This is a genomic window from Rossellomorea sp. GAMAL-10_SWC, from assembly GCF_049568075.1.
Taxonomy (GTDB): Bacteria; Bacillota; Bacilli; order Bacillales; family Bacillaceae_G; genus Gottfriedia.
The window spans coordinates 2,951,015-2,970,690 of record NZ_CP144911.1 but is presented as its reverse complement, the minus strand read 5'-3'; the positions used below and the strand labels follow the sequence as shown (position 1 = coordinate 2,970,690).

The 19,676-nt window shown below is 32.9% G+C and carries 13 protein-coding genes and 1 pseudogene; 12 read left to right on the top strand and 2 right to left on the bottom strand.

Going from position 1 to position 19,676, the window contains the following annotated elements; all coding sequences use genetic code 11:
- Positions 1-266 precede the first annotated feature (266 nt).
- The 5 genes from V5E38_RS14830 (at position 267) to V5E38_RS14810 (ending at position 9,633) form a co-directional block, all read left to right on the top strand.
- Entirely contained in the window at positions 267-3,308 is a 3,042-nt protein-coding gene (locus V5E38_RS14830; RefSeq protein ID WP_499210592.1) for a LamG-like jellyroll fold domain-containing protein, read from the top strand.
- A gap of 362 nt (positions 3,309-3,670) precedes the next feature.
- A complete protein-coding gene (locus tag V5E38_RS14825) occupies positions 3,671-4,780 on the top strand; it encodes a HupE/UreJ family protein (protein WP_499210591.1) in 1,110 nt (369 codons plus the stop codon).
- Positions 4,781-5,964: 1,184 nt separating this feature from the next.
- Complete coding sequence (pbp4b, locus tag V5E38_RS14820; protein ID WP_499213585.1) at positions 5,965-7,233, top strand: serine hydrolase family protein; 1,269 nt, start codon at positions 5,965-5,967, stop codon at positions 7,231-7,233.
- A gap of 208 nt (positions 7,234-7,441) precedes the next feature.
- Positions 7,442-8,083, top strand: coding sequence for an FMN-binding negative transcriptional regulator (locus V5E38_RS14815; protein WP_499210590.1), 642 nt, complete (start codon positions 7,442-7,444; stop codon positions 8,081-8,083).
- Between the two features lie 569 nt (positions 8,084-8,652).
- Complete coding sequence (locus tag V5E38_RS14810) at positions 8,653-9,633, top strand: cation diffusion facilitator family transporter (protein WP_499210589.1); 981 nt, start codon at positions 8,653-8,655, stop codon at positions 9,631-9,633.
- A gap of 326 nt (positions 9,634-9,959) precedes the next feature.
- Here the strand turns inward: V5E38_RS14810 and V5E38_RS14805 are convergent, their stop codons facing one another.
- Positions 9,960-10,190, bottom strand: coding sequence for a hypothetical protein (locus tag V5E38_RS14805; RefSeq protein WP_499210588.1), 231 nt, complete (start codon positions 10,188-10,190; stop codon positions 9,960-9,962).
- Between the two features lie 614 nt (positions 10,191-10,804).
- On the opposite strand from V5E38_RS14805, the pseudogene ftsZ reads away from it, so the two are divergent.
- The 3 genes and pseudogenes from ftsZ to V5E38_RS14790 form a co-directional block, all read left to right on the top strand.
- Positions 10,805-11,869 (top strand): annotated as a pseudogene (ftsZ, locus tag V5E38_RS14800) (cell division protein FtsZ); the annotation flags it as partial.
- A 1,073-nt stretch (positions 11,870-12,942) separates the two neighbouring features.
- Positions 12,943-13,464 (top strand): sigma-70 family RNA polymerase sigma factor, encoded by a 522-nt coding sequence (locus tag V5E38_RS14795; RefSeq protein ID WP_499210587.1) that lies wholly within the window; start codon positions 12,943-12,945, stop codon positions 13,462-13,464.
- Entirely contained in the window at positions 13,457-14,779 is a 1,323-nt protein-coding gene (locus V5E38_RS14790) for a DUF4179 domain-containing protein (protein WP_499210586.1), read from the top strand. Before V5E38_RS14795 ends, V5E38_RS14790 begins: the two co-directional genes overlap by 8 nt.
- A gap of 83 nt (positions 14,780-14,862) precedes the next feature.
- On the opposite strand, the gene V5E38_RS14785 is transcribed toward V5E38_RS14790, so the two are convergent.
- Positions 14,863-15,801 carry a patatin-like phospholipase family protein gene (locus V5E38_RS14785; protein ID WP_499210585.1) on the bottom strand — a complete coding sequence of 313 codons (939 nt, stop codon included), beginning with the start codon at positions 15,799-15,801 and terminating at the stop codon, positions 14,863-14,865.
- A gap of 269 nt (positions 15,802-16,070) precedes the next feature.
- Here V5E38_RS14785 and V5E38_RS14780 point away from each other — a divergent pair, with 269 nt between their 5' ends.
- The 4 genes from V5E38_RS14780 to V5E38_RS14765 all read left to right on the top strand — a co-directional run bounded on the left by V5E38_RS14780 (position 16,071) and on the right by V5E38_RS14765 (position 19,507).
- Positions 16,071-16,271, top strand: coding sequence for an alpha/beta-type small acid-soluble spore protein (locus tag V5E38_RS14780; protein WP_335413167.1), 201 nt, complete (start codon positions 16,071-16,073; stop codon positions 16,269-16,271).
- A gap of 312 nt (positions 16,272-16,583) precedes the next feature.
- Entirely contained in the window at positions 16,584-17,015 is a 432-nt protein-coding gene (locus V5E38_RS14775; RefSeq protein WP_286133625.1) for an AbrB/MazE/SpoVT family DNA-binding domain-containing protein, read from the top strand.
- Between the two features lie 567 nt (positions 17,016-17,582).
- On the top strand, positions 17,583-18,539 hold the full coding sequence (locus V5E38_RS14770) for a nucleotidyltransferase family protein (protein ID WP_499210584.1): 957 nt from the start codon (positions 17,583-17,585) through the stop codon (positions 18,537-18,539).
- Positions 18,540-18,760: 221 nt separating this feature from the next.
- A complete protein-coding gene (locus V5E38_RS14765; protein WP_499210583.1) occupies positions 18,761-19,507 on the top strand; it encodes an AlbA family DNA-binding domain-containing protein in 747 nt (248 codons plus the stop codon).
- Positions 19,508-19,676 lie beyond the last annotated feature (169 nt).

Below are 19,676 nucleotides of genomic sequence, written 5' to 3'. Positions count from 1 at the left end.
AGAGTTGTAAAGATCAATGCTTGTGAATTTAGCTCAAAAACTGTCCAACAAGGGAGGGACAACAAAATTCGATTTACCGGGCAAACGTTAATATGTATCCATAGATCTCTGTTCATTCGGATGGAAATAAACACGATTTAGTTTTCCCTGTTATAAGTGATATTCATATTCAAGCTATAAGTAATAATTTCTTAGAAAAGTTGGTCTCTACTTTAGAACAATTCGCAGTAATCGTAGAAAATTAGAATTCCTGGAGGTTTTCTGTAATGAAAAGAATTTTATCCATTTCTCTCGTATTAACGATGATATTCGTTATGTTATCAACCACCAAAGATGCACTTGCAAACGAATCGGGTACCAATCTCGTTAAAATCGACAATATGCAGCCTGTTTACGGTCAAACGATCACCGCCAATGTAATCATGGGTCATGGTTCAATGGGAAAAAACCTAACATTTCAATGGCAAGTACAGAAATCACGTATAAGCGATCAATATATTAATGTAAAATCGGGTGGTACATCCAAAAGCTACACCGTAACGTTAAATGATATTGGTAAAAAATTGCGCGTTGTTGTTGCTTTACCATCAAATGGTGACAGAAAAATTTCATTGCCCACAAATGCAGTAGTAAATGCTAATCCCCTTATTGCATCAATGAAATTCGACAATAATTTATCGGACGATGCAAATCAAGAGAAATTGGAAGGGAAAGGAAATTATAGTTATGTAGAAGGTGTATTACCCGGGACCAAAGCTCTGCACTTAGAAAGTGGAGACGGTAATTATGTTGGTACGACGCATAGCTTGAATTTTGGTCATGAAAGTTTTACCACATCCTTCTGGTATAAGGGTGACACTAACAATAATCAGGTAATATTATCAAACAAGGATTTTACTAAGAGCACTAACGAAGGCTGGGCGATTTATACATCAGCCAATTCGGTCAATATGAATTTAGGATTCCCGACCTCATCAGTAAAATTTGGGCGTGACACGTTTAATGCTTCCCATTGGCGTTATGTGACATTTGTTGTAGACAGAGATAAAATGCTCGGATCGTTGTATATTGATGGTTACAAAATGACTGAAACATCGCTGGGGGTCGGAACTTTAGATACATCGAACCCATTAAATATAGGTAGCGACGGATCGGGCAAAAATGGAGGTAATTCATTCGATATAGCTGATCTGAATGTTTGGAAAGGTGCATTTAGCAGTGATATGGTTCAAGCTAATTATAATAGTTACGCTGTAAATAAAGTAGATTTAAAAGCACTTAACGACAAAATATCAGAAGCAAATATAATATTAGCAGACGGTCTCGGTAACGGCTTCAGCCAAACCGATTTTGATTATTTGAAGAAAGTTTTTAATACGGCAACTAAGGTTGCAACAATGCAAAAAGTAAAATTATATACACAGGAAACCATCAATTATTACGAACGTGAACTAAACAACGCCATATTCATCTATCAAAAAAGCAATAAAACATTAACTCCCGCCGGTTTAAATATGATTGTGGACAGCGATCCGGAAGTAAGTGCTAATCCCGCAACAATCGCGCGCATTGAAAAAGATTACAGAACAGAACTGAGACTATTCCCACAAGCCGACGTACTCTTTATTCCTGGCGACGTTACCGGTGGTAACAACGCCAATGAATATGTGTGGATGAAAAATCTGACAGACATTTACAATAAACTTAAAGATGAGGGTCTGTTTGACAATACGAAGCTTTATATGGTACGAGGCAACCATGATATGGGCGGCGCCGAAAAATTTATACCTGTCGGTTCGGCGGGCGCGTGGAACGCCTTAACGAATTCATACGATAACGATTTCTTTAATAGTGCTTATAGGGTAAAGGTAAAAGGATATAATATTGTAGGTTTTGACGGAAATTATAACAACGACAATACAGTGGGAAAAACCAAAGATTTACTCAACCAAATTAAAACAGAAGCGGATTACGATCCAACCAAACCCATATTTGTATCTTCTCACTACCCTATAAGTGGAACAGTGTGGTCAGGGAGATGGAGCAGCGCAGCAAGTAATAATGTAGGTAAATATATTGCCGACAATGACTTGTCGCAGGTGGTATATATGTCAGGTCATACCCAATACGACCCGACCGACGAACGTTCTCACTATCAAGGTTCGGCTACATTTCTCGACAGCGGTGCGAGTTCATATTCAAGTTATATTGATGATGGTCCTTACGGTGGATATTTAGAAGGCTCGTATATCAACTATAAAACCACACCTCGCATTGTGAATTTCTTAGAGGTTTACGGTTCAAAAATTATCATTAAACAGTATAACTTAAGTACAGATGAATATGTAGGCACACCTTCAGTAAAAATCGTTGGTGAAGGTAAAGAGGCCTTTACCTATAGCAGGAGCGATATAAGAGAACTCATAGCTCCGGAGTTTGAAGAGGGTATTACGGTCGATTCCTACAAAAACAACGAACTTGCTTTTACAATAAAGCAAGCAAATGACAATGTGCGCGTTTTGGAATATAATATTCAGCTTATCAACAAGCTTACGGGGAAAGTGGACAAATCGTTTAACAGCCTTTCGCTTCCACTAGACAAGCCGTTCGATGAATACAGGCATTATAAGTTTACAAATTTGTCGCCGACTACTCCATATATACTCAGGGTATTCGCTGACGATTCCATGTATAATCGTTCGTCGCAAGACATTGAAATTGAGGCTCAAAAAGTTAATTTAAACAGCATCACTGCGCCGGCATCGGTATCTGCGAACAACGGAACGGCCAAGACAGCGGAAGCTCTTGGATTGCCCACAGAAGTAATTCTTGCGACCGATAAAGGAAATGTGGACGCAAGTGTGACTTGGAATTTAAGCGGCGTTAGCTACGATCCGGCTATCAAGACGGTGCAGACCTTCTCGGTGCCAGGGACCGTAACTCTGCCTTCTGGAGTTGAAAACCCGAACAGCGTTCCATTGACAACAAGCATTAACGTAACTGTTCAAGCAGTTGGAGTAGCTACAGGCCAAATAACACTAGACAAATCCCAGTACATCCAAGGGGAATCTATTACCCTATCCTATACTGGGGCAGCGTTAAACGGGAAAGATTGGGTCGGCATCTACAGAACTGGAGCTGTTCCTCCAGGTGCGGGTGCATCTTTACGATGGAGTTATTTAATGTCTGGATCTGGAAGAGTTAGTTTAAACAATGGACTGGCCCCTGGCACTTATGATGTACTCTTTTTGCTCAATGACGGTTATACGGTAGTGGAACGCAAGACATTCCAAGTCGTTCAACAGTGACTTTAAATAGCATAAAAGTACCCGCAGCCATCCAGGGATTGGCCAACGGAACAGCAAAGAAAAAGTATACACGCAAGTGTCATCACATTAACGAAATTTAGGATGAATCGGTAATGAAACTGGGGGAGAACAATTTGCTCCCCTTCATCGATTTGGACGATTAATGGTACCAAAGGTGTACTAAAGCTACATTTCCTCGATCTGTAACGGGATACTGGCTCGTATTTCATATTTAATGTAAACACTCTTAGACAGCTTGAAATAAGTCGAGCAACATGTTCAGGTTGTAGAATGAACGTTCGTAACAGGATAAACTATATTGCAGATTGTAATACTAACATTTCATGAAAAGAGGTTCCGCTATGAAGATGCGTTCATTACTGTCCATGTTCATCATCATGTTCTTATTATTTTTTGGGACTACCACAACTTCACTTGCGCATTCCATAGATATGAGCTACTCGGATTTAAACATTGAAGGAAACGAGATTCTCTATGATCTTTTTATTGAACAAAAAGACTTGTTTCCACATTTCGGTACTGACTTGGATAATCTGGTAAACGATGAACTGGCTTCGCAAAAAATCGAAGCCTATTTACAGAAAGGTCTTCGCATAGATGCTGATTCGAAGCAGCCCTTAAATTTGGAATTGGTTTCGATGAACATGGCGCAAAAGGGTGTCATAAGAGGTGTGGAATTTCAACTAAGGTTCATCGCCGATGAAGAAATCAAACAATTTAATCTTCATTACAATCTGGTATTTGACGATGTGCCTACTCATACGAGTGTACTCATGGTCCATGCAGGTGATTATTTTCAGCAGGATATGATTGATAGCACTAATAAAGATATTCTGATCAAACTTCCAAAGGACCTTCTCAAGGACCCTCCCAAGGATCTTCCAAAGGACCTTCCAAAGGCTAAGAATGGTGCTGTTTTGTGGAAATACTTTAAGCTTGGCATCGAACACATTTTGACAGGTTATGATCATTTACTGTTTTTGTTATCCTTAGTATTAATCGCAACTAGATTCAAGGATGCGTTGAAAATTGTTACTGCCTTTACTATCGCCCACAGCGTTACACTGTTCTTGGTAGCGACAGGTCGTATTCACATCATCCCGTACTGGGTCGAATCCTTGATTGCCCTGACAATCTGTTATGTAGCAGTGGAAAACATATTTGTTAAAAAGGCGAAATGGCGGTGGCTATTGACGGCCTTATTTGGTCTGATTCATGGCATGGGCTTTGCCGGGGCCTTGGCTGAAACTGGACTTCCAAAGAGTAATCAACTTGGCTCACTCCTGACGTTTAATATAGGTGTGGAAGCAGGACAACTCATGATCCTATGCCTATTACTTCCTTTCTTGCTATTGATAAAACGTTTCCCATGGTATCGTAAAATGATGGTCTCAACGTCTTGCCTTATTTTTGCGGTGGCATTTTATTGGTTATTTCAAAGACTACAATAAGTCCATGATGATTCCTATTTCTGATTTCTTACATTGGGAAAATGATTTTGTGCGATGTTTAATTTCATCATGTTACATTTAATTGCAATAAATTTTTTATTATATATTGCTACTATTACTATATTATTTTGTATTTTTCTAGGTATATTAGAATGCTCCTTATTGTGGAGATAGCTAGATGCATTCTACTTGAATTCAAGAATAAAAGATTTCAATGAGAAAGTTGAACAAGCTATTTTGGATCATATTCGAGAAACTAGAAATGCTTAATATGAAAAAACAGGGTAAGAAAAAATTTATCAACCTAATTTTAAAAAATGATAGATAAAAAAAGGACATTACATAGTTTATATGACTAATAAGTAATGACCTTTCTTATGCATGAATAAGTTAAAGATCAAGTAGGCTACTTCGGTAGTCTATTTTCTTGCTAATTGACAATGAAAAAATTAAATTATAGCAATCTATCTCGGGACAATACCACAATTTTTAGCTGCACATAGATTTTATGAAAAAAATGGATTTGCGAGTATAAAACGTTCAGATTTACCTGAGAAATTTCCGGTGGTACATGTCGATAAAATACTTTTAGCGAACTAGTAAATACTTTTGAAAAGAAAATATTTTGCCAAAGAAGATGGTATTCATAAGTAACTTCAGAAAAGTAAGTAAATATATGAAATATTAATATTCTTTAGTACCTATTACATAGAAAAAATTAGCGATTTATGTTTTCGAATATTTTAATGATTTTTCAGATTCATAATGATTGAGATCTTGTAGAGTAATTGCTAAGTAGTGCTAGAATTTTAGAGTTGTTGTACCTCAAGGGCAAATTTAAATGTGGAGAGGCTAGTAGTTATATAGTACTCTAGAATGCTTTAGTAGATTTATTAGAATAGTCAGACTTTACAAACTTCGAACCTCAAACTTATACTAATAGTAGTTGAAATTTTCTTTCAAAATAAAAATAGTGAATTTTGAATTTTATTTACAACTATAAAAAGGATTTTCCAACTAGACAATTCTTGAATGAATCATAAAGGGAGGGGATAAAATTGACTCTTATTACTCGAAGTATTGTAACATCAACACTATCTCTTGCGTTGGTTACTACAACAGGTTCTGTCAGCTATGCTCAAACAAATGCAGAGAAAACCTCAATCCAGGCAGAGGTGAATGGAATGAAACAAATCAAATCTAGTGATAACTTTCCCGTGTTGAGCAAAGTAAAACGTCCTGAAGAAGTAGGATTTTCATCTGAGAAATTAAAACAAGTAGATGAATTAATCCAGCAAGATGTAAACAATGGTTTTCCAGGTGCAGTTCTAATGATTATCAAAGATGGGAAAATTGTAAAAAACACTGCTTATGGGTACTCGAAAAAATACGATGGGCTAACACCACTGAAACATCCTCAGAAAATGAAGACGAATACAATGTTTGATTTGGCATCAAATACTAAAATGTATGCAGTTAACTTCGCTTTGCAACATCTTGTTAGTATAGGAAAAATAGACTTGAATTCAACTGTACAATCATACTTTCCAAATTTTAAAGACAAATCAACTGATATGATTAAAGGGAAGGATACCCTACGCTTAATCGATATTTTACACCATACTGCTGGTTTTCCAGCTGATCCGCAATACCACAATCCTACTGTAGCAGGTTCCTTGTATACACAAGACCGTAATGAAACATTTGAAAAAATCGCTGAAACACCGTTAGAATACGTACCTGGCACGAAAAACATTTATAGTGACGTGGACTATATGATCCTTGGCTTTATTATTGAGAAAGTAACTGGAAAGCGACTAGACGACTATGTAGAAAATACGATTTATAAGCCGTTAGGTCTAAAACACACAATGTTCAACCCTTTGCAAAAAGGATTCAAAGCAAAAGATTTCGCAGCAACCGAGTTAATGGGGAATTCACGTAATGGTATCATCACTTTCCCAAATATTCGTACATACACAATACAGGGAGAAGTGCACGATGAAAAGGCGTACTACTCTATGGGTGGCGTATCAGGTCATGCGGGGCTTTTCTCGACAACAAGCGATTTAGCCGTTCTTTTGCAGGTAATGTTAAACGGAGGTGGATATGGCAAAGTAAAACTATTTGATCAAAAAACGATTGATCAGTTTTCAGCACCTTCCGATTTAAATCCAACATATGGCTTAGGCTGGAGAAGAAATGGCTCTCCAAGTATGTCCTCTACGTTTGGATTGTATGCAAGCCCAAATGCGATTGGACATACAGGGTGGGTAGGCACTCTAACCATTATAGATCCAGATAATAATTTAGGGATTGTCTTATTGACCAATAAAAAACATTCACCTGTAATTGATCCATTAATAAATCCGAACAAATTTAAAGGTGATGACTTTGCTACGGGACAATATAAAGCCGTGGCGACTGCTGTGTATGATGCATTGATTAAGTAATTGATCTTGAATTAGGAAAGAGAAAAATCTTCTAGATTGAATGATTTTTCTCTTTTTATTATTAAGTGAAATACCATTGGTTAATAGTAAGATTCCTCGCACATCCCACTTAAATTATTATTGCAAATGCAACAATAATAAGTTAGATTTAAAGTATGGTATTTTTATTGCATTTGCAACAAAAATGTTTAAGGAGGTAATATTAAGAATGTATATTCCAAAATATTATAAAGTCACAAATCCTGAAGAAATTTGGGATTTCGTTCAAAAAAACTCTTTTGGCACGATTATCACAACAAAACAGAGTAGACCAATTGCTACACATTTACCTTTAGCTATAACTAAAAAAGGTGAAGATTATTATATTACTGGGCATATTGCATATGGAAATCCACAATGGAAAACATTTGAGAATAGTGAAGAAGTGCTTGTTATGTTTCAAGGACCTCACGCATATATTTCATCTTCTTGGTATGAAGTTGAAGAAGTTCCAACTTGGAATTATCAAGCTGTGCATGTTTACGGAAAAGCAAGCATTTTAGAAAGAGATGAGTTAGTAGATGAATTAACAATCATGCTAGAGAAATATGAAAAAAATCGTAAAAACCCAGTACTTTGGGATAAACTTTCTCCACAACTTTTAGAAAGTGAACTAAAAGGTATAGTTGGATTTAAGATTAAAGTGGAAGAAATTCAGGCCTCATATAAATTAAGCCAGAATCGAAACGAAAAGGATTATAATCATATCATTGATAATTTACAAAAAGAAGAAGATCCTCATTCAAAACAAATGGCTGAACTGATGGGAAAGAGATTAGAGCATTTATCTTTTAAGGAAAGTAAGAAGTAAAGTTTGTAAAAAAAAATGAAATTGAACTAGTACATTTCATTATCCGCATATAAATTATGAAAAGCTGTCTTTTTAGATAGCTTTTTTTGCTTCATAAAGAATTAAGTATAACATAGGAATCTTAGTAAAAGGATGTGAAGATAGTTGCTGATTTTGTTACTAGCGGTACCAATCTTATTATTAGCATTATTTTGTTTATGGGTCTCAATTTTCAATAAAAAAAAGCTTTTATTAAAGAAGATACTATACTTCTTAATAGGAGTAACCATGTTGATGATCGCGATATATCTATTTGATTTCTATTTATTTTTTCGTCTTTAGTGGCATCTTCGTTTTGTTAAGGGTAAAAAGTTTTTGTTCAAGTTACAAAAATATTTTAGCTGATTAAAAATATTTTTGTAGAAGAGACAAAAGAATAATCAGAACCTATGTTAAAATTAAATTACATATCTTTCCAAATAAGTAAAAAATGAACTGTTGTTACTTCGAATTTTATGAACTTTTCCTGGTTAGCTAATAAAAAATATAAAAATACATAATATAAAAATACTAGTAAAGAGGAGTATAGAATGAAAGAATTTTTACAGCTTTTAAAAAAGGGTAATAAATCTGCATTATTAGCAGCGATTGTTAACGCTGTAATAGCGATAATAAAAGGAATAGGGTTTAGTATGACTGGAAGTGTTGCACTCTTTGCTGAGATGATGCATAGTGCTGCCGATACTGCAAACCAACTTTTTGTATTTAGCGGTTCAGCTTTAAGTAAAAAGGCACCAACAGATCGGTTTCCAAATGGATTTGGTCGACTTGTTAATTTAGTTTTACTTGGAGCAGTATTAATTGTAGGAATTATGGCATTTGAAACGATTGTCGAAGGAATTCAGCATATTGTACATCCAACCCACTCTTCAGGTCTGGCTATTACCCTAACTATTTTAGGTGCTTCGGTTGTGCTTGAAGCCTTTGTACTTTACAAAGCAATGAAAGAAATTAGTCATGAATTAGGAATAATAACAAGTGGTTTTGGAGTGGTTACTGAGGCAATTTCTAATTTAGGAAAAGCAAAACCAGCTACGAAATTAGTTTTCTTAGAAGATACAGTAGCAACTCTAGGTGGATTATTAGCGATGATTGCTGTAATCATTGCTTACTATACACCATTCCATCAAGCGGAAGGTATTGCTTCTGTTATCATCGGTATTTTGATGTTCCTTGTTGTTGGGAAAGTATTTCTTGATAATGCTGCAGGTGTTATTGGTGAATCAGATGAAGAAATGGAAGACAAAATTGGTGAAATCGTAATGGAAGATCCAGAGGTCAAAGATATTCAAGCTCTTACGGTTGTTAAAGAGGGGGAAGATTTACATGTTGAATTAGAAATTGAACTAGACCCTAATTTAACAGTAGCTCAAGCTGATGACATAAAAGACCGATTAGAAGAAAAAATTATGAAAGAAAAAGGCGTAACAGACGTTATTATCGAATTGGACGAAGATGACGGAATTCAAAATTGGACTGAAGAAAATAAAACAGAAATAATCAAAAAATAGTAAAGTTTGAAACGACAAATATTAGTTTTGTCGTTTCTTTTTAGTATGGAGAGTTTTATTTACCTTCTGTATTAGTGAAAGGACTTGGTTGTTTCAGATACCTCTTTATAATTTGAAACATTATAAAATTAGGTTTCAAGTTGCTTATTTAATTCTGTAACAGCATTATTTATTCTCAATTCTGTTTCATCTATTTCTTTAGTTATATTTTTAAGGGGTACCGCGAAAATATTTCCTAGAGTTATTGTCTTCAATAAATTTGCCTTACTATGCCCCATATAGTTTTTCCATTCAACCGCTTTTCACTTGAAATAACTTTACTTATTTTAAATGTTAATTTTGTATATACGATGACTCCCTTCATCAATTAGAACATATGGTTCAGTTGCAATAACAGTCGCTTTAACGACTAGCTTAGAGGCTTTCATTAAGTCTTCAAGACGATCAAAGTTTCCAAAAAGGCAAATAGTTGCTTTAGCAATATCTTTTTTTGAATTTGATTGATATTGTGTCAGATTAGAAGACAAAGTAGATTTATCTGCATCTGTATCACTCAATTCTTTTAATATCTTCTTTTATTACTCTAGTAGATATATCTTTTTTATTAATGAATAATTTTTGAGAATTGAAGATGAATAAGCTAATTAAGAGACAGATTATAACAAATAAACTTTTAAATAATATTTTCATGATTTCTCCGATTCATACTATTTTAAGAAATCCTAATATATGAATATTTTACCAATAGGAAATTTGTAGGGATTATAATTTATTGGATAATTTGTGAACAGTATCACAATTATCATATATTAGGTTTTGATTTCTTTGGATCTGATAAAGATTCTTAAAGGATTCAATCAAAAAGGAAAGAATTATATTAATTGTACAAACTTTTTAATGAAAGTTTGTTACGAAGTTGATAGAGATATTACATTAAGATGTTAAAATACATGTTTTAGTTAAAGGTATATTAAGGAAAAATTATCGAAAAGATAATAAGTAGTTTTCTTGTATAGTAGTGTTAGGGGAATTAGGACAATTCTATGTCTACAAGTGAATTGGATAATTCTAATCTACTAAAACGTACATAAAAAAATAAATCTTAGAATGAAATGAATGGTTCTTAGAAAAACGTGAAATTATGTAATCGGTATGACGAGGAGGAATGATCATGTTTGAATTTGAAAATATAGAACAGTTTGCAAGAATAAAAGTTATTGGTGTTGGTGGTGGCGGAAATAACGCCGTTAACCGAATGATTGAAGACGGAGTAGAAGGCGTTGAGTTCATTGCTTTTAATACGGATGCCCAAGCACTAAAACAATCAAAAGCTGAAATTACTATGCAAATTGGTGCAACGTTGACACGTGGTTTAGGAGCAGGAGCAAATCCTGAAATTGGTAAAAGAGCTGTTGAGGAAAGTAAGTCGCAAATTGAGGAAGTACTACAAGGAGCAGACATGGTTTTCGTTACAGCTGGAATGGGTGGCGGAACAGGTACAGGTGCAGCTCCCGAAGTTGCAAAAATTGCTCGAAAGCTTGGTGCTTTAACAATTGGAGTAGTAACTCGTCCTTTCAAATTTGAAGGGAAAAAACGTGCAACAAACGCTGAAGGTGGAATTAAAGAACTTAGGGAAGCTGTTGATACATTAATAATCATTCCAAACGATCGATTATTAGAGCTAGTTGACAAAAAAACACCGATGCTCGAAGCATTCCGTGAAGCGGATAATGTACTACGACAAGGTGTTCAAGGGATTTCCGACTTAATTGCAGTACCAGGATTAATCAATCTAGACTTTGCTGATGTTAAAACGGTCATGTCTCATAAAGGGACAGCCCTTATGGGGATCGGTATTGCAAAAGGTAAAGATCGCGCTACAATCGCTGCTCAGAAGGCATTAAATTCTCCGTTACTAGAAACTTCTATTAATGGAGCTCATGGTGTAATTATGAATATTACAGGTGGACGTAACTTAAGTCTATTTGAAGTACAAGAAGCTGCTGATATCGTTGCTTCTGCGTCTCATGAAGAATTAAATATGATTTTCGGTTCGGTAATCGACGAAAACTTAAAAGATGAAATTATTGTAACAGTTATTGCTACAGGATTTGCGGATAAAGAAGAGAAAATGGTAAGAACTCCTTCTAGACCAATAGAAGAAGCACCTAGCTTATACAATAGAGAGCAACGCTTCCAACAAGATCAAAGATATCGAATAGACCAACAGCAAGATTTTGGTCGCTATAATGATCAACAAGACACTGGTCGATACACAGAACAGCAAAATTATGGACGTTACAATGAACCAAAAGATTATAATCGCTATAATGAGCAACAAGATTATGGGCGTTATAATAATGAACAAAATGATTACGGTCGATATAATGAACAGCAGGAATATAACCGTTACTCAGAACGACAAGATCAAAATCGATACACAGAACAACAAGACTACGGCCGCCATAATGAGCAACAAGAATATGGCCGATTTAATGAGAAGGAAGATTCTACTTCATATATTCCGGCTTTCTTACGTAATCGAAAAAACAGAAATAGATAGATTTATCGATGTAGTGAAGGACATGAGTGTTGATGCTCATGTCTTTTTATTTTGATTCTTTTAAAAGTTGTATGTCTTTTATGTAAGCTGAGACCATTTAAATTCTAATTCAACTCCATGAATCTACTAACGTAAATTTCCATTTCACTCCGATTTACCGTTGATTTCAGGCTTATCTTTATTTCTTTTTTTCTTCCAATCTATAATGATTAATAATAATGGACCTGTACAAAAAAATAGTATCTGTAACAAAAGAACATATGATTTATACTTACGAAACTCCGGTCCAACTATAATTAATACCGTAAACATTATGTAGGAAAATATAATTAATATATTTCTTGCTATTTTCATAATATAACCACCTGTTTCAAATTGGTTTTTGCACCGATAAAAAATATACCTTAGAAGTTAAATTGAATTAATCTTTATCAAAACTGTCTCTAATTTTTTAATGAACGTTTACGAAATTATGTTACCATTTATAAAGGTAAAATTAACCAGTATTTATTGTCGGTATTGTTAATTTTTCACATTTTTTAATAGCACATTACTCCTTTTGGAATTTATGAAAAATATACAAAACTATTATTTGTATATTATTTTTGAATTCTTTAAAAGTCAGCAATCAAATTCTGTAGATAAAAAATGCATTATGAAATCGATTCAAAAAAATTAAAAATTACTAAAACTTTTTTAGCTCTCAGGAGTCTAATGTATAGAACATCGAGATGGAGGGATTGAGATTGCAGGATCATAGTCTAGTGAAAAGGGCTATCAAAGGAGATGAGCAAGCATTTTTGTCAATTATGCATGAGCATAAAATATCATTATATAAAACTGCATTAGCCTACTTAAAGAATAAAGATGAGGCAATTGAAGCAATTCAAGAAGTAACGTTTAGAGCTTATCAAAACATACAAACATTGAGAGAACCAAGTTATGTAAAAACATGGCTTATTCGGATTATGATTAATTACTGTCAGGATTCTATAAAGAAGAATAATAGAGTAACCTTCGACGATGAATATATTTCACAGCTAGGTACGATCGAAGATTATAACTATATTGAAATAGAAGAAGCAATGTCACAGCTTGATGATACACAGCGACAGCTATTACATTTAAAATATTTTCACGATGTCAAAATCAAAGATATTGCAATTATGTGGAATCGTCCAGAAGGTACAGTAAAGACTTGGTTGAACAAAGCATTGAGATCATTAAGAGGAATTCTTGAAGAGAAAGGAGAAAATGGCAATGTTTGAAAAAGAAAAAAGAGAATTAAAAAATTTGAAAGAAAAATACGAAAACGTCGATATACCTCTTGATGATATTGATGAGGCTATTCAAATTGGTTTTCAAAATGCAAAAGAAGTTAAGATGATCAAAAAACCGAAACGTAAATTTAGAATTTGGTCAATAGTTGCAGCTGCCGTTTTTCTTTTTGGAATTCTAGCAAGTATACGTGTATCACCAACCTTTGCTGATTATTTAACAAAAGTACCAGGGATGGAGAAAATTGTTGAAATGGTACGTGTGCGTCATGATAAGGGGTTACTTTCAGCGGTAGAAAATAAATATGCCCAAAAGATTGGTACATCACAAGAAAAGAATGGTATTAAAGTTACAATCGATTCTGTTATTGCTGATGAACAAGACATCGTTTTATTTTATACGATTGATAGTAACTCAAAACAGAAAAATTTCGAAATCGATGAGGCATATCTTAAACCGAGTAATGGGGAAAAATTACCCGAACACTCTTTATCTTTTGGAGGTACTGTCGATAAAGTTAGAGGTCAATATACAAGCACAGTAGAATACGATTTTGATAAACCATATGAACAGCAAGATTTTAATTTAGTTTTAAAAATTAAGAATGTAAGGCAATCAGCACAATTTTCGATTCCACTTTCAATAAAAAAACATGAAAAAACGAATCAAATATATGAACTAAATAAAACGGTAATGATTGAAAATCAAAAGATTAAAATTAAAAAAGTTACCATCTATCCGCTCCGTGTAGCAGTACAAGTTGAAATGGATCCAAGTAATTCAAAGAAAATACTAGATTTCTCCGGTATAAAACTTATTGATCAAAATGGTGAGGTATGGTCAAAAATAACTAATGGAACTGCTGCAAAAATTATTAGCGATAATGAAAGAATTATCTTTTTACAGAGTAATTATTTTAAAGATCCAAAAGAATTATATTTTGTCATAAATAAACTTCAGGCAATTGATAAGGAAGATGAGTACCTTGTAATTGATACTAAGAAACAAAAAATTCTGAAACAGCCAAGAGGTAATTATTTATCTGACCTAAAAAAAGAGGGAGATACTATATTTTTTACTTTGAATACAAAAAAGGAATTTAATTACGACATGATTGGATCAATCACTGATGCAAACGGAAAAGAAATTGAAATGAATGAATCCTATATGGAAGGCAATGTTAGTAATAAGCAAATAATAGGTTTTAAGATTTCATCTCGACAAAAGTATATGAATCCGATAAAAATTGATCTTGTATCTTTTCCTTCGTATATCGAAGGAGATGCGAAAGTAAGGGTTAAATGAATTAACCTAGCGGAACTAAATAGGAAAAATAAAAACGTAATCTTTTCTAAGAATTTCAAGAAAAGATTGCGTTTTTTAAGTTACTACAGACTATTCACCTTATGACAGTAAGGTTCAGGTGGATAGTTGTGTTTAAACTTTTCAAAATCCCAAGTTCTAAGAAATTTTTTTGCGGCTTGGTATCCATTTGTGAAAAGTGCTTCTTTTTCTTTTTTATTTAAATTGAAATCTGTACTTGATATATCACCAGTTGGGATTTTTATAGTTCGTTCATTTACTTCTGTTGTTAGATGACGAATGTCGTGTGCTTGTCTCATCGTAATAAATATTGATTTGTAAAATGAGATTAGGTTATGACCATCCAGCGGTTTCGCAATAATTTCTTCATCTATTAAGCGAAAACCAAAAGTCGGCCATTCTTGATGGTCATCGAATATCCAAATTGGAAAATTACTTAGAATTCCACCATCAACAATTAATATTGGATAATTATAATTAGGAGTTTTTAGTTTAATTGGTTGAAAGAAAAAGGGGATTGTACCACTCATTCTAACTGCTTGAGAAATTGTTATATCTTTTGCTGATAAGCCGTAGTCAGGTAAATCATCAGGTAAAACGACCATTTTACCATTACTAATATCTGAAATAATGATTTTTAATTTCCCTTCTTCTAAATCATCGAAATAACGAATTCCTTTTTTGGATAATAAAGATTCTAACCATTCTTCTTCAAAGTCATTTTTATATAACCCATTTTTAAATAAAATATTTAATCCTAATCCGATTAAAGGAATAAAGTGCAACCAAGTTTTTGTAATAAATTTCTTATAATCTAGATGATCCATAATTTCCTTTAATTCTTTCCCTGTATAGCCACATGCTAGAAGAGTAGCAACAATAGCACCAGCAGAAGTGCCTGCCAAACGTGCCCATTCATAACCTTCTTCTTCTAAAGCACAAATAGCACCAACATGCCCGATTCCTCGAACTCCTCCTCCTTCAAAGATACCATCTACTTTCATTTTGTTACACCTACCTTTCAGAAAATGGAATTATATCAATATAATATATGGGAGTTCTGTTTAAGTGTGATTAACTACTGATTCAATCATATTTATCAATTAATATATTTTTTGGGAAATAATCTGACAATCTTTGCAATAAAATTTTGGATGAAACATATAAAAGTTACAGAAATATTTATATGATGAATATTTTATATTCAATATGAAATACTAACAGCAATCTGATAGTTTATATCAGAAAATTTTATTAAAAGGGGCTACATATCATGGCAAACAGATCTTCAAATCAATATGTTTCACAAAATGCTGAATCTGCAATCGATCAGATGAAGTATGAAATTGCAACAGAATTTGGAGTACATTTAGGTCCAGATTCAACGTCTCGTGCAAATGGTTCAGTAGGTGGAGAGATTACAAAACGTTTAGTTCAAATGGCTGAACAAAGTCTCGGTGGCTATTCAAGATAAAAGATTTATTATGAGAGATGAGTTAATTAAAGGTAATTCGTTACCGAATGATTAACTCATCTCTTTTTGAATCTTTTAAAGAAATTTTACCTAAATTTACCAAAACAAAAAACAAAAGATTAAATAAAAGGTAGTTAATTATAAAATATCAAGCAAATTATTTTAATTTGTATTATTATTAGTAAAAATGAGTCGATTTAAGTAGAGAGAAAATTAAAATAATTTGGTATTATTAAACTAAACTCAATGTAACAAATAGAGAGAATTATATTGAGTATTTAAAGAGATAGAAATAAATGGGGAGTTGCAAGTATGAAATCAACTGGAATTATTAGAAAACTAGACGATCTTGGAAGAATTGTTCTACCGAAAGAACTAAGAAATACAATGAATTTAGAGAACAATGCTCCATTTGAAATTCATTTTGAAGAAGGTATGATTATTCTTACAAAATATGATGAAAATTCCGGTCTAAGTGGAATTGTCAGAAGACTTGATGACTTAGGAAGAATTGTTTTACCAAAGGAATTAAGAAAAATGTTAAATCTTAATAAATATGAACCATTTGAAGTATTTATTGAGGAACAAAAGATTATCCTTAAACAATTTGTTTCGAGTAATGCTTGTATGGTAACAGGAGTTATTGATGAAAAAAATTTCTCGTTTGATAGTGGAAAGATTGTAGTAAGTAAATACGGAGCAGAAATTCTTATTAAGGAATTGCAGGAATACATAGCTAAATAATAAATCTAAAAGTGCTCTTTTTCTTTAGTAGAAGAGCACTTTTTTGTTTGAATTTAGTTTTAAGGAATAAGAGAGTAATCCATCTAAAATAATATAAAGAATCTCTTTCAGTGCTTTCAACGATTTACTACAAATTTGTTAAAACCCTCTAAAATACACCAAGATAATAAGACACTACATAGAATGATAATTTCCATTTTTCACATCTCCTTTTTTGTTCTACTTTTAAATTCTCTTAGGCTTCAATTGTCTTAAATTTTAAGATTGTATGTTCTGTTTTGTTTGGATGTTTTTATTATACACGAACATCTATTCTAATGTAAGTAGTTTTTTTAGAAAAAAGATAGATTTTTTACGAACGTATATTCAAAGTAGGTCATTTGTTCGATTTTCTAATAATAAGATTGGTAAAAAAATAGAACAGCCATTAATCCTGGCAAAAACAAATATGCCTTTGATGCAAAAATTACGAATGTTTTTTTGTACTCAATTTCTGTTCTGTAAAAGTATGTTTCTTCCAGAAATATGGTAGGATATGGTTATGGAATTGTTAGAAGGAGATATCGTATGGGCCTAATAGAGAATCAAAAGTATTTCTTTGAAAAATATAAAATCGATGAACAGGATTTTGAAAAGTACTGTTTAGACTGGTCAAAATATATTGAAATTTATAATGAATACATATCAGAAATACCGAATCTTGAAACAGTAGCTACTTTTATTTCAGAAATACTCCGTAAAAATCCTGAAATTCATACTGTGAAATCAAGAATTAAATATCCTGACCATTTAATTGAAAAGATTATTCGAAAGACGATAAAAGGTAAAAAAGCAGACTCATCATATGAAATCAATGTTTCGAATTATAAATCTGAAATTACAGATCTAATTGGTATAAGAGCATTACATTTATATAAATACCAGGCTGCAGATATAGACAAGACAATTAGACAAAATTGGAATTTACATGAAAAAGCGACTATTTACCATCGCTTAGGAGATATGACAAGCGAACAGCATATTGAAGAGGAAAAGTTCCAGTTTTTAGTTCATGATGCCGGATATCGATCATGGCATTATGTGATTAAGTCGCAAATGACAAAAGTAAATTATTTAGCTGAGATTCAAGTAAGAACGATATTTGAAGAAGGCTGGAGTGAAATAGATCATCAACTAAGGTATCCTTATGATTTAGATAATGAGATATTAAATGAACAGCTTTTAATCTTAAATAGGCTTTCAGGTGGTGCGGACGAATTGGTAAATTCAATCCTTCATACAAAGATGACTATTTATCAACAAAACGAAGAAAAAGAATTTCGTGATGAAAAGATTCAGGAATTATTAAATGAAATTTCTAGTTTGTCAGAGGATGGAAAATTAACTAATGTGGATAAGAAGTCATTAGAAGAGAAAATTAAACAATTGGAAGTTAAAAAGATTAAGGTGAATTATAGCAATCTGTTTAATAATCGCTCGGTTGAATATCACCTTAAACGAAGAATATTTCCTAGCGACTTTTAGATAATTGTTATTAGCGGCCAAGGCAATATGCTTTGGCTTTTTGCACATTAAGAAAGTATAAATTGGCAGCGGGGAAGAAGAGTCGACGTGGTGGGAACGAGTTTTCTTTATATTTTTTATCAGAAAAATTTCTACAATATTTAGGTGCCATTTCTTTTCTCTTAACATTAAATGTAATAACAGATCTAGTTTAGATTTTAAAAAATATGAAACTAGGTGGAATGATGGTTAAAAGGCCGATTTATAAGCAGGAATTTCTAAATACATTTAATTATGCAGATAAGAATTTTGATATTGCTTCTCTTAAAAATCTGATTGAACAATCTTTTGGAGAAAATAATGCATTGGATTTTAAAGAAACATTTGTTAGAGAGGACCAAATTGCAAAATTAATAATTGCAATGGCGAATTCTGGCGGAGGATCTATTATTTTTGGCGTAAATGATGATAATCACCCAGTCGGAATTCTTAAAGAAGAGCTAAAGGATCCAACCGATTTTCAAAGAAAATTAAATGGTTATTTACCTTCTATGCTAATTTATCATCTTCAACAAATTGATTACGATGAGAATGAAATGTACGGATATTTTAGTGGTAAAACCTTCTTCATCATTTATATCCCCGAGCAAAATCGATTTATCCCGTTTATTGCTAAAAGAGGCTCCGATAAATTATTTACAGATAAAATTTATATTCGGAAAAATACTTCAAACGAAACCGCCACAAACGATGACTTAGAAATTATTTTTAGAAAAAGGCTCATTGAACAATATGAGGACTTATCTAATATGAGTCTAAATGAGCATATGGAACAATTAAAGATTCTTTATCGTATAGTTGCAATTAGTGGTGATACAAATAGAAACCCAAAAAGCCAAAAAGATGATTTTAGTGAATTTATTGCCAGAATGATTGAGAAAAAGAAGCGGAAGATTGAGATTGTTTTGGAGGTTAGTAATATTGAGTGAATGGTAGTGAGGATAGAATAAAATGAAGAAATTATAGGAATGAAGATAAAACTGGGAGTATCGGTTTATCTTACATTCCATTTTTTATTTAATATTTAAAATTAATTGTAATAAGTATTTTCTATATAATCAGCATGTCTTAAGTACTTCTCTACTTTTTCAATTTCTT

Excerpts from the sequence above, each read along its gene's own strand:
- V5E38_RS14830 (WP_499210592.1), top strand. The coding sequence starts at position 267 with ATGAAAAGAATTTTATCCATTTCTCTCGTATTAACGATGATATTCGTT.
- V5E38_RS14825 (WP_499210591.1), top strand. The coding sequence starts at position 3,671 with ATGAAGATGCGTTCATTACTGTCCATGTTCATCATCATGTTCTTATTA.
- pbp4b (WP_499213585.1), top strand. The coding sequence starts at position 5,965 with ATGAAACAAATCAAATCTAGTGATAACTTTCCCGTGTTGAGCAAAGTA.
- V5E38_RS14815 (WP_499210590.1), top strand. The coding sequence starts at position 7,442 with ATGTATATTCCAAAATATTATAAAGTCACAAATCCTGAAGAAATTTGG.
- V5E38_RS14810 (WP_499210589.1), top strand. The coding sequence starts at position 8,653 with ATGAAAGAATTTTTACAGCTTTTAAAAAAGGGTAATAAATCTGCATTA.
- V5E38_RS14790 (WP_499210586.1), top strand. The coding sequence starts at position 13,457 with ATGTTTGAAAAAGAAAAAAGAGAATTAAAAAATTTGAAAGAAAAATAC.
- V5E38_RS14785 (WP_499210585.1), bottom strand. The coding sequence starts at position 15,801 with ATGAAAGTAGATGGTATCTTTGAAGGAGGAGGAGTTCGAGGAATCGGG.
- V5E38_RS14780 (WP_335413167.1), top strand. The coding sequence starts at position 16,071 with ATGGCAAACAGATCTTCAAATCAATATGTTTCACAAAATGCTGAATCT.
- V5E38_RS14775 (WP_286133625.1), top strand. The coding sequence starts at position 16,584 with ATGAAATCAACTGGAATTATTAGAAAACTAGACGATCTTGGAAGAATT.
- V5E38_RS14770 (WP_499210584.1), top strand. The coding sequence starts at position 17,583 with ATGGGCCTAATAGAGAATCAAAAGTATTTCTTTGAAAAATATAAAATC.
- V5E38_RS14765 (WP_499210583.1), top strand. The coding sequence starts at position 18,761 with ATGATGGTTAAAAGGCCGATTTATAAGCAGGAATTTCTAAATACATTT.